The 11,766-nt window shown below is 41.9% G+C and carries 9 protein-coding genes; all 9 read right to left on the bottom strand.

Going from position 1 to position 11,766, the window contains the following annotated elements; all coding sequences use genetic code 11:
- Positions 1–472 precede the first annotated feature (472 nt).
- A complete protein-coding gene (locus tag ACO03U_RS04015; RefSeq protein ID WP_204685691.1) occupies positions 473–2,011 on the bottom strand; it encodes a glycoside hydrolase family 43 protein in 1,539 nt (512 codons plus the stop codon).
- 17 nt (positions 2,012–2,028) lie between these two features.
- Positions 2,029–2,928, bottom strand: a complete 900-nt coding sequence (locus ACO03U_RS04010; RefSeq protein WP_161868223.1) for an alpha/beta hydrolase — start codon at positions 2,926–2,928, stop codon at positions 2,029–2,031.
- 21 nt (positions 2,929–2,949) lie between these two features.
- Positions 2,950–4,113 (bottom strand): GDSL-type esterase/lipase family protein, encoded by a 1,164-nt coding sequence (locus tag ACO03U_RS04005; RefSeq protein WP_161868224.1) that lies wholly within the window; start codon positions 4,111–4,113, stop codon positions 2,950–2,952.
- Between the two features lie 94 nt (positions 4,114–4,207).
- On the bottom strand, positions 4,208–5,308 hold the full coding sequence (locus ACO03U_RS04000; RefSeq protein ID WP_204685683.1) for a family 8 glycosyl hydrolase: 1,101 nt from the start codon (positions 5,306–5,308) through the stop codon (positions 4,208–4,210).
- Between the two features lie 12 nt (positions 5,309–5,320).
- Positions 5,321–7,447 carry a glycoside hydrolase family 3 C-terminal domain-containing protein gene (locus tag ACO03U_RS03995; protein WP_204685681.1) on the bottom strand — a complete coding sequence of 709 codons (2,127 nt, stop codon included), beginning with the start codon at positions 7,445–7,447 and terminating at the stop codon, positions 5,321–5,323.
- A 266-nt stretch (positions 7,448–7,713) separates the two neighbouring features.
- A complete protein-coding gene (locus ACO03U_RS03990; protein ID WP_204685679.1) occupies positions 7,714–8,322 on the bottom strand; it encodes a DUF624 domain-containing protein in 609 nt (202 codons plus the stop codon).
- 38 nt (positions 8,323–8,360) lie between these two features.
- A complete protein-coding gene (locus tag ACO03U_RS03985) occupies positions 8,361–9,257 on the bottom strand; it encodes a carbohydrate ABC transporter permease (RefSeq protein WP_141873754.1) in 897 nt (298 codons plus the stop codon).
- A gap of 18 nt (positions 9,258–9,275) precedes the next feature.
- Positions 9,276–10,241, bottom strand: coding sequence for an ABC transporter permease (locus ACO03U_RS03980; protein WP_423104401.1), 966 nt, complete (start codon positions 10,239–10,241; stop codon positions 9,276–9,278).
- Positions 10,242–10,330: 89 nt separating this feature from the next.
- Entirely contained in the window at positions 10,331–11,674 is a 1,344-nt protein-coding gene (locus ACO03U_RS03975; RefSeq protein ID WP_204685677.1) for a type 2 periplasmic-binding domain-containing protein, read from the bottom strand.
- Positions 11,675–11,766: the final 92 nt, after the last annotated feature.

Below are 11,766 nucleotides of genomic sequence, written 5' to 3'. Positions count from 1 at the left end.
TTTGAACCGGTTCATATTTAGCCTTCCTTATTTCTTGAATTCGCCACCATTGTTGGTAGAATAACTTTTATTATGTTAGTAATTTCTTAAAAATTAGGCCTAGACGGACTTTATTTTTCCCCCTTGCTCTCTAACACAGATCAGCTTCTTTTACTCGGCTTTTATGATGATGCCATCCCCAAAATAGACGATGGCCCTCTCCCTGACGGAAGAAGGCCATCTAACTACTCAATATCTTTACTCTAAAGTTGGATCAGACTATTACTTAAAATCAAGTATTTCTCATTCAAACAGTGTGTTCCCATAACCTACTAACACACCCTTGCAGCCCTGAAGCTGCGCCAGTTGGATCAAATTTCTTAAAAATATCCTTGTATTTCTCGCGTAACAATATCTTTCGTGTAGCACACAGTATAACATATTTCCACCAAAACAGCAATTGGACTAGAGCTTTTCTAACAAATCCCGCTTCCTAAAATTGGTAATCAAAGGACTGAAACGACGCAGTGCCTCCAATGGTTTTCCTATTATAGATAAATAGCCCGAAACGACAGCCGCTAAAATGATCCATTTTAAATGCCACCGGATGTGCCTCTCCTAATTGCAAAAAAGTCCCTTCATTTTGGTAATAAAACCGGGTCAAATCCGTCATTTCATGAAAATCAGCGGCTACCTTTAGCGTGACTTTTCCACTTTTCCACAAAATACGAGTGGATTTACCGCTAGTTGCCTCTTTAGGCATTGCTTGCAAACTGGAATCATCTAGTTCACGGGTCTCCATGACAAGATAATACTGGCCTTCCTCTTTGGATAAGCCAATAAAACCATAAGCGGATTGAAAGGCAGCTAATCCGGCACAATCCCCATCTTTCATTTTTGTCCCATCGATTGTCACAGTGGCTGCACATTTTGGATAGCGCATCCGCTGTGTTAAGACATTTGGCGTCGTTGTCACAGATTGTGCAAGCCGTGTCGTCGTTAATTCCACACAGCCACGTTTTGGATCCAATAAGAAGCCAGACAAGTCCGGTTCGTGATTAAATTGCCATTGCGGTTTTAGTCGGTAAGGCGTTTTTGCTAACGTTTTAAAATCATCACTCCCTACAAGAGGCGAATACACATATTCCGGTCGATTGTCGGTAATAAAAAATTGCTGTGGCGTCTTTTCTTCCTCACCAAAAACTGGAAAATCGTCTTGCCAAGTTACTGGTAAAAGTATGGGTAACCGTCCTACTGCACCATAATCTTGAAACAAGATCGCATACCAGTCTCCCTTTGGCGTATCCACGATGCCACCTTGGGCAATACCTTGATTGCAATACCCGTTATCATCATTAAAGACATCACCGCCGACAAATTCACCTTCCAAATCCTCCGCTACAAAGCAAGCCTCAATCCGTCGCCAAACCTTTGGATCTGAGTGAATCAAGAAAAGGTAATACTTGCCATTGATTTGATAAAAATGAGCTCCTTCATAGCCTAACCGAGGATTTTTTTCTGAGACAATCACACGATGGATGCCCCCAACTTTCGGGCCACTGAGATCGGGCTTCAATTCCGTCAACCAGATATTACTATTTCCATAGACGATAAAAACGCGTTCCTTTTCAAACAACACGGAACAATCATGATAGAAACCTTCAATGATTTTCTTATCCCAAGGTCCCTCAATTTTTTCAGCGGTATAACAATAGGTCAAGCCGGTATCATTGGCGACAAAAAAGACATAAAAACGTCCTTCATGATACCGTAAACAGGCCGCCCACATTCCTTTGCCATAACTGTCTTTCCCCTCTGCTAAGCGCTGGCCTGCCGTACTATCCAAGCGCTCATAGACAAACGCCGCATGTTCCCAGTGCAATAAATCGTAAGAACGTAAAATTTCACAGCCAGGCATAAAGTGCATCGTAGTGGTGACCATATAATACGTATCTTCCACCCGAATGACGTCTGGATCTGGATAATCCAAGGGAATAATCGGATTCTGGATTGTTTCAAGGCTTTTCTTCATCTGTTTTCCTCATTCTTTTAAAATTCACCGAAACGCCGGTGTAAAAAACGTAAAGCTAAATTTTGCCACTGAGCGACATCAGCGTTTTGCAACGTGGGATCACCAGATGCTTGGTAGGTTCCCAACGAGAGGCCATGCTGCCCTTCTTCAAATAAATGCAACTCTACTGGCACACCTAGTTCCATCATTTTATTAGCATAATGCAAACATTGTTGCGGGTAGACAAGATCATCTTGGGCTGTTGTCCAAAGGAATGTAGGCGGTGTTTTTCCTGATAAGAAATAATAAGGGCTTGCCTCTTTCATCCGATTTTCTGTATACTCTTTGCCTAAAAAGACTTTATTGGCATGATGCATAAAATCTCGCTTCGTGGTGTCGGTATAGCTGAGACTTAGGTCAATCCGAGGATCTAGATTGGCATATTTTTCTTGGACAATGAAGTCCAATAACGGATAAGCGAGAATAACAGCATTGGGTTTCAGAAGCTGATTATCGCCGGTTCCAACCCCTTCTGCTAGCCAACGATTGTGCCAATGGGTTGCTAATTGAGCACAAAGATTGGCTCCTGCTGAAAAGCCGATAATGGCAATTTTATCGTTATCAATCTGCCACGTTTCCCCTTGCAGGCGAATTTGTTTCATCAACATCGCCAAATCTAAAAGTGGATTCGGATATTGCGCATTACCAGTGGCTTCTGTTTGATAATCCAATACAAAAACTTGAAAACCGGCTTGCAAATAATGCAAGGCCACCGGTTCTTTTTCACGATCAGAAATCCCTAGATATGCTCCCCCACCACAAATAATCATGGCCGGAAATTGCCGGTCTTTATCAATTTCCTCTGAGCCTTCATGAAGATAACTTGTATAGGATACATTGGGTTTGTTGTCATATAGTAACGTAGTAAAGACTTTCATTTGAACCCCTCCATTTTTCGCTTAATCAATACCAAGTAACGTAGCCAACTGCTGGAAATCAACCGCAGCCGCCAAATGATTCCCACCTACACTGGAAATATGCAACCCGTCGCCACTATCAAATAATTGGTAGAGTTTTTGAGAATCTTGAGGATCTCCGGCGACTTGATCAAAGTCCCATAGTGCATCAATTGGCGCTTTATTACGCAGCCAATGATTCAATCCTTGACGCAAACTTTCGGACTTTTCACTGTAAAAGGCCGATTGATTGAAAGGAAGAAGTGTCACTCCAATCACTGGCACTTGCCGCAAATGGGCTTCCTCAATCATAAAACGAAAAGCCGCGGTTAATTCGGCTAATCCCTCAGCGACAGGTCTCTCGCCAATCGTCAAACAATCATTAATACCATGAAAAAGGATCAAGCCACTAACCGGCCCATCCGCAAAAACGTCTGACAAAAATCGCTTCACCCCAGCTCGCCCATGACGGCTAAAGTCATCGGCTGTAGCATCTGTATCTAGCAATACCCGGTTTCCCCCAATACCACGATTTACGAGTGCCACTTGTGAAAAGCCTTCTGTCACCAGGCGCTGTTTGAAATGATCCGTCCAAAATCCCTGTTGTGTCAACGAATCCCCAAAAGCTATCAGGGTCTGACTGTTTCCTTGCAATTGTAGGCCCGAAATACCATAGATAACGTACATTCGTGGATTCCACAACGCCTTTTGAAAGAGCTGATAATTATCTAAGGGCTGGGTCCAGAAATTCTCAACCCAACGATAATTCAGCACTTCCTGTTGCAAACGAGCATAACTCACTAGAAAACTAGTCAGTTGCACCGGTTTGGCTAGATAAGTAGTGATTTCTAACACTTCTCCTGGTGCAGCTGATAATAAAATAGGATCACTTGCCAACTGCTCACAACCAGGGGCTAGCTGTATTTCCGCCTTTCCATGAAGAGTCAGGGGAACTACCGGTGTGCGTGCAACGAGCTCTGCCGATTTCACCTGTGCAGTCACCTTATCAAACACTAACGGCCCTCCGCCATAAAGGTTAGAAAACAATACACGCCATTGATCCCCATAATGATTTAACCGAATTCGCACTACTTGTACTTGTTGTTCAATCTCGCAAGGAGCACTGCGGTAATCCTGTTCCTGATATTCCCAGATTCGTTGCCACACGTCATTTATTCCTCCTAAATGAAATTCCCTATGTAAAAAACTGGTCAGCCTAGTCTGAGATTTTCCTCAATACCTCTGCTGACCAGTCAAAAAATTAGTAAATACGATAGTTACCACTCAAAGCCATAAAGGCAAAAGCATACAAAAAATTATCATAATATCGGCGCACGCCTTTACGAAGGGGCGTTTGCCAGAAACGTGTCACAAATTCTCGGGCGATTTCTGTTTCAGGATTTGCAAGAGAGGCCGCGGCTAAGGTTGCTAGCAAGCCTACTGGATGTAAGATTTCTTCTCCAGTATTTTCCCCTTCCACAGTATAAATGTAATTTTCTGCCCCAGCTGGTAGTGCATGGAAAAATTGTTGCAAATGAGCCAACCGATCTTTGAGTACAACATCTTCACCATACCACTGCATATCAAGCGCCACATTCATGGCTGTCCGATAGGCATCACTAAAGAAATGCGGATGTTCACTTTCCAATTGTGGACTGCCATCGTACCAACTGTATTCTGGATTCAACCCAGTTTCTGGATGAATGGCCTTTTTCAAATACTTTCGACTAGCCCTCGCCGCCTCTTTCCAAAATGGCCGGTCGCTAGGTTCTGCATAAAGAGCAAATTGTTCATAAAAATGCGGTACATGATAAGAAGGATCGGTAAATTCTACTTCCGGGATGAACTTGATTAATTTGTTTTCATTGTTCCACATAGGCATGCCAGGAAATTCAGTCCCTTTATGAATACAATAGTTCAACAATTCTCGGGCATGATGAGAGTAGTTGAATATCCCTTCTCCATCCCCCCAGCGATTGGCTGCAAAAAACAGCGCCAAGGCAAAGAATTCTTCCCCATCCGGAGCGGGTCCATAAGCATTTTTCTGACCATAAGGAGCGACCGACCAAGCGAAATAATGGGCATGTTCCCCGCTATCCATATACATATAAGTCATCACCCAGCGCCAAAGCCGGTCAAAGACTTCCTTTTTGTCGTACTGAACCGCCATCAACATGCCGTAACTCATGCCCTCTGTCCGTACATCATCGTTTCCGGTATCCACTAGATAACCTGCATCTGCTGTTTCAAAATAAACCTTATCCGGTCCGACAAAAATTTCTTCCCAGATTTGCGTTAAACGGTCTTGGATTTCATTTTCATTATAACCATATGTTTTAAAAAGATTCGTATATGTTTTCATCCGTTTCTCCTACTAAATTACTACGGTTTCCACAAGTGGGACTGTCGCCACAAGTGGTACCGGTTGGCCTAATTCTTGAGCCCGTGAACATGGCGCGGTTGTCCCTAACGTAAAGGTAATTTGTTCGCCATCAAATAATCGTTCCCCCGCTTCATTAACCACAGTAAGATTGATTTTGGCAACAGGTACCGTCACCGTTTTTGTTTCTCCGGCTGCCAATGCTACCCGTTTATAGGCCACGAGTTTACCATTTAACGTTTCATGTTTCGAATCGGTTTTACCATAAACCTGTAGTACTTCTTCCATAGCGCAATCGCTGGTATTGGTAATGGTTCCCTTGATCAAGTAGTCTTTTTCTTGCGTCTCTACTTGCAGATCAGCCAAAGCAATTTGGCCATACGTCAAACCGTAACCAAATGGATACAAAGGACTTTCCTCCAAGTAACGATAAGTCCGATTTTTCATGCCGTAATCTTTGAAATCCGGTAGATTGTCAGTGGTCCGATAGAATGTCACTGGTAATTTACCACTTGGGCTAATTTCGCCAAACAAGACTTTCGCTAACGCTTTTCCACCCTGGCTACCAGGATACCAAGCATGAAGGATAGCATGAAGATTTGGATGCTCTTCTCGACCATACAGAGAAATTGCTGAACCAGCTGCCACTACCAAAATCACTGGTTTATCCAATGCTAAAATTTGATCTAACAAGCGAAACTGTTCTGCCGGCAAGCCCAACGTCTCTTTGTCACCAGAACCGTAGACATTACCGGAATCTCCCTGTTCTCCTTCGATTGTCGGATCCAAGCCAAGGCACATCACCACGGTATCAGCATGTTTGGCAGCGATGATTGCTTCTGATGCTCGCTCATGAGGACGAGACAAGGTCGATTCTGCATATTCTTGGAACAAGTGACACCCCGGCGCATAATACACCCGCGCGTCATCTTCCAGATAGTCTTGAATGCCATCTAAGAAAGTCACATTTCGTGAAGCAACACCAAAATAATTGCCTTGCAACGCTTCGATACTACGAGCATTTGGGCCAATGACTGCCACATTTTTTACGCTTTCTTTTTTAATCGGTAAGATGCCATCATTTTTCAACAAAACTAAAGCTTTTTCGGCAGCCTTCAAAGATAGTGCCATATGCTCTTTACTATCATTGGCTTCATAAGGAATAGCATTATAAGGATTGGTCTCATCAAACATACCCAACCGAACGCGAGTTGTGTAAAGTTCTACTACTGCTTGTGTAATTTCTGCTTCTGTCACCAAGCCTTCTGCTAACGCTTGATGCAAGCTATCAGAAACATTCCCTGCACATAGATTGCAACCAATCTTCATCGCCAAGGCCATGGTTTGCGCCGCATTTTCAGTATAGTGATGGTGCTCATGAACATCTTCCAAAGCGCCAAAGTCTGAGACAACATGCCCTTCAAACGCCCATTTACCACGTAAAATATCTTGTAACAATTCGGGGTGCACACATGCTGGAATCCCGTTTACTGCATTGTAGGCTCCCATGAAACTTTCCACATCGGCTTCTTTTACAGCAGCTTCAAAAGCAGGTAGATAAGTTTCATACAAATCTTTATCATTCACTACCGCGTCGAAAGAATGGCGATCCGCTTCTGGTCCACTATGAACCGCAAAATGCTTGGCGCAGGCCGCTAATTTCAGATAAGGGCCGTCCCCTTGCAAGCCTTTGATAAAAGCCACACCAAGTCGAGACGTCAAATAAGGATCTTCGCCATAAGTCTCTTGCCCGCGACCCCAACGTGGATCCCGAAAAATGTTGATATTAGGCGACCAATATGTCAATCCTTTGTAGATATCATTGTCTCCTTCTGCGTGGTACTGGTTGTATTTTGCACGGCCTTCTTCAGCAATCACCCCAGCAATTTCTTCCATCAACTGATCATCAAAGATTGCTGCTAAGCCAATCGCTTGCGGAAAGACGGTGGCAACTCCCGCCCGCGCCACGCCATGAAGGGCTTCATTCCAATAGTTATAATCCGTAATGCCCAAGCGTTGGATGGCTGGGGCGCGGAAATTGATTTGACCAATTTTTTCGTCTATGGTCATTTGTGCCACAATTTTTTGTGCTTCAACTTTTGCCTCTGAATGGGTAATCATTTTTTTTCCTCCAACATTCTTTCAACTTTACAATAAGAAACAATCCGACAATACTCTGCTACGATCAACTGGGATATACTACAAAATCATGCAGCTAATCAAACAAGAAGAGTAGTCGTTTCTGCAAGAAAAATATCCGAACTAAATTGGCATTGCTACTACAGCCTGTAGGATTTACCGACAGCTTCTGGAAACAGTAGCATTACAATGTATTTAGCTCGAATATTGCCGTGTTTCTGAATGTGATTTATCTTGATAATTAATCCTTATGATACATTTTCAATGGTACAAAATCCAAATAAGCTTTCACAAATGGGTACTGTTTTTTTCACTACAACAGGTAATAACACCAGAGCAAAAACTGGTAATAGCCAAATCCCTACAATCACTACGGTATACAAGACGAGCATTTGGATCATTTTTCCAAGATGGGTTAGCGCTAAAAGACCGCAATTGCGTAAAATTATTTTTAAAGGATCTTCAAAACGAGCAATATAAGCCAATACCAACACCACCAAGGGCAAGAGAACCAACAAACAAATCCCTAAAACAATTTGGATAGCATCTGAAAGCAAGGAATAACTCCCAGCAAGTTGTTGACGATTTAGCAGAAAAGAACTTGCCAACACCAGATACCCCGTCCAAATCAATGAACTTTGGAAAAAGGACTGTTTAAATGCCTTGAAAAAAGTCCCTAAGACATAGCCTTCTTTTTGGAACATGCATTGATAAACCGTGCGATACATGGCACTAGTTGCTGCCCCCATCGTAACAAGCGGTACTGAGCAAAGTAGCCAGAGCGCGCCTACCAATAAGTAATCGGCTACCAAACTCAACTTGTCCATAATCGCTTGACTATTTCCAGATTTTCCCATAATAAACACCTTTTAAAACCTTTCTTTTAAGCCTTAAATTAACCCTTAACCCCACCAATAGTCAGACCACTGATAAAGTATTTTTGCAAGAATGGATACAGGCAGACGATTGGCAAGGCTGTGACGATTGTCGTAGCTGCCCGTACCGAAGTTGGGGTCACCATGCCGCCACCACCTGCTTGAGCGGCATTTTGCATATCATTGGCGTTGGCCCCTTGACTTGTTACAGAAGACAAGAGTTTCATCAATTCGTATTGCAACGTACTAAGTTTTTCATTAAAGCCGTTGTACAACATCGCATCAAACCAAGAGTTCCATTGACCAACAGCGATAAATAAAGCAACGGTTGCCAACACTGGTTTACACAATGGCAAGATAATGCTCCAGAAAATCCGGATATGACTGGCCCCATCGATTTTGGCACTTTCGACTAAACTTTCAGGGATTCCATGGATATAAGTCCGGATAACCAATAAGTTAAAAGCACTGATCATCCCCGGCAAGATATAAACCCAAAATGTATTCGTCAAACCGATTTTATTCAACCACATGTAATTAGGAATCATCCCAGCATTCAAATACATGGTGAAGATGAACAATAAGGTAACCGGCGTCCGAAAGATAAATTCTTTTCGGCTAAGGATATAAGCCAACAATGATGTTAAAAACAATTGTGATAAAGTAGCAATCACCGTTCGAGCCACCGAGATAAAAGCTGCGTTTAGTAACGATTGTTTGGCTAAAACAGCTTTGAAATTATCCAAGGTAAAAGTTCGTGGCCACAGATAAATCCCTCCACGCAAAGCATCTAGTCCGTCGTTAAAGGCGACTGCTAAGGTGTTTAAGATTGGATACAGGGTTGCCAACATGAATAAAATTAGAAAAATCCACTTAAATATATCGAATACTCGATCTGAAATCGCAACTCGTTTCATCTTTTTTTCCTCCTCTGATTAGAACAAACTTTCTTCGCCAGCAACTTTGGCAAGTTTATTACCTAATGTAATCAAGATGATACTGATCACACCATTGAAAATCCCGGCTGCTGTAGCAAAGGAGTAGTTGTTCAAGCTAATCCCATATTTCAACACGAAAATATCAATAGTTTGGGAAACTTGTTGAACTAAGCCATTCCCTAACAAGTATTGCACTTCAAACCCAGCATTTAGGATATTTCCGATATTGATTAATAAGAGGATAAAGATTGTTGGTTTAATTCCTGGTAAAGTGATATGCCAGATTTTCCGCAAGCGGCTGGCACCATCCATTTCGGCGGATTCATACAGTTCTTCGTTGATAGCTGACATCGCAGAAAGGTAGATGATACTTCCCCAACCAGTACTTTTCCAAACATTAGAGAAACCAACAATCCACCAGAAATATTTCGGTTCGGAAAGGAAACTAATTGGCTTGTCTACAAAGTTAAATTGCATCAGTAGTTGGTTAATAATCCCCGTTTCAGTACTCAGCACATCCAACACGATCCCTGTTACAATAATCCATGATAAAAAGTGAGGCAGATAAGAGACAGTTTGCATGATTTTCTTTAAATGTTTATTTTTGACTTCATTCAATAAGACCGCAAAGCCAATCGAGAAAACAAAACTCAAAGTCAAATTGATTAAACTCATTGCCAAAGTATTGCGGACAACCCGTAAAAAGTTTGGATCAGCAAACAACATTCGGAAATTTTCAAGTCCAATCCATTCTTGATCAAAAAGACCAGTACCAGGACGGTATTTTTGGAAAGCCATCAACCAGCCAGATAACGGTGCATAATTAAAGAAAAGAATGTAAATGACAAATGGCAGACAAAGTAAACACAGATCTTTTTGAGCCCAGATACGTTCCCAAAATGTTTTTCGTTTTGCTTTTGGAATACCCTCGTTTGAATCTAACATCGTTGAATTTTCGCTCATTTCTTATTCCCCCAAATCTTCGAGTATGTAGCAAAGCAAGATTGTGGGAGTTGTTATTTTCACAACTCCCATCACCTCGCTACAGCAGACTATTTGTCAACTTTTGCTTCTAGTTCTTTTTCGATTTCTACCCGACGTTTCACTTCTTTAGTCAATGTATCTTCAAAGGCTTTGTAATCGATTTGACTATCATAAGCAGTCATATAATCTTCCCAGTTTTGTTCGTAAGCTGCTGGTCCGCCCATGATGACTTTTGGTAACCATTGCATTTTCACTTCTTGCATGTTTTGACTAGCAATCCCAGCTGGATCAGAAGAAGTCCATTTGTTCCGTTCTGTATAGATTGGGAACCATGGTTGAATTGGATCTTGCAAGCGTACCATTTGAGTCCAGTTGTCTACTTTGTAAGCATCCAACACTTCTTTATCGATATCAGATAATGTTTTGCGGAATTCAGAGATTTGTTCAGAAGGCAAAATTGTATTTTTTCCATCTGGCAAGTAACCACGGTAACCAGGCATATAACCAAACGCTACACTATTCTTTTGAACATAATCGGTATCTTTCCAATTTGCCCATTGTTCGTCAGTGCGGTAGAACATGCCGTCGTCGTCAACTTCATAGTCAACGCCTTTTTCGCCCCAGTTGCGCAGGATCATCCCTTTTTCAGAAACCATGTCATCCCACATTTGCAATACGCCATCAACATCTTTACAGCTAGTGGTAATCCCAATCCCGCCTTGAGTAGACAAGACGCCACCTTCTCGGTATTGTGGTTGAACATTTTCATCCAAAGTCAAATCAAGAGGTGCCCAAGTTAATTCATCTTTCCCTTGAGAAACCAATGAATCTTTTGCAGATTGGAAGTTCCAACCTTGGTCGATCATCCCCAACACTCGACCAGAAGATAATTTTGCAATATACTGGTCATATTTAGCAGTAAAGGTTTCAGGGTCAATCGTTCCTTTTTCAAATTGTTCAGACAAAATCTTGTAGTATTCTTTGGCTTCTGGAATTTTGTCATATACTTTTGCTTCCATTGTGTCTGGATCGACAATAGCTGCGCCATCATTTGGATATCCCGCTAAGAATTGCGGTGGGTTTTCCAAACAGAAGTAACGCCAGTCATCAGATAAGATTTCAAAACCAATATTTTTTTGACCATCAGTATCAGGATTTTCAGCTAAATACTTATTGATCAAATCAAAATACTGTTCGACAGTATTAATTTCTGGGTAGTTCGCCCATTTGAGTACACGTTTTTGAATCCAGAAAGCTTCGCCACCATAACTAGTTGACGCATCCACGGTACCATCTTTCTGAGCAAATTGTGGAATCGTATAAATATGACCATCATTGTCGGCCTTAATTTTTTCCCACTGAATATCGCTTAAAGTAGCTTTTAAATGTAAGCGAGAAATAATCCAACGCATTTTCTACCAATCACTCCTCCTTTATACTTAGCTTATTGCTAAATATGAGGAGGGTTTTTATGATGATCAACTTTGCCAGTGTACCCAAATGC

Origin of the sequence: Enterococcus diestrammenae, from assembly GCF_049384045.1 — a bacterium.
In the GTDB taxonomy this organism is placed as follows: Bacteria; Bacillota; Bacilli; order Lactobacillales; family Enterococcaceae; genus Enterococcus_C; species Enterococcus_C diestrammenae.
The sequence above is the reverse complement of the archived record's forward strand: the minus strand, read 5'-3'. Positions and strand labels throughout refer to the sequence as shown.

What these genes read in the sequence shown, in the direction of transcription:
- ACO03U_RS04015 (WP_204685691.1), bottom strand. Translation starts at nt 2,011, where the DNA reads ATGAAGAAAAGCCTTGAAACAATCCAGAATCCGATTATTCCCTTGGAT.
- ACO03U_RS04010 (WP_161868223.1), bottom strand. Translation starts at nt 2,928, where the DNA reads ATGAAAGTCTTTACTACGTTACTATATGACAACAAACCCAATGTATCC.
- ACO03U_RS04000 (WP_204685683.1), bottom strand. Translation starts at nt 5,308, where the DNA reads ATGAAAACATATACGAATCTTTTTAAAACATATGGTTATAATGAAAAT.
- ACO03U_RS03995 (WP_204685681.1), bottom strand. Translation starts at nt 7,447, where the DNA reads ATGATTACCCATTCAGAGGCAAAAGTTGAAGCACAAAAAATTGTGGCA.
- ACO03U_RS03990 (WP_204685679.1), bottom strand. Translation starts at nt 8,322, where the DNA reads ATGGGAAAATCTGGAAATAGTCAAGCGATTATGGACAAGTTGAGTTTG.
- ACO03U_RS03985 (WP_141873754.1), bottom strand. Translation starts at nt 9,257, where the DNA reads ATGAAACGAGTTGCGATTTCAGATCGAGTATTCGATATATTTAAGTGG.
- ACO03U_RS03980 (WP_423104401.1), bottom strand. Translation starts at nt 10,241, where the DNA reads ATGAGCGAAAATTCAACGATGTTAGATTCAAACGAGGGTATTCCAAAA.
- ACO03U_RS03975 (WP_204685677.1), bottom strand. Translation starts at nt 11,674, where the DNA reads ATGCGTTGGATTATTTCTCGCTTACATTTAAAAGCTACTTTAAGCGAT.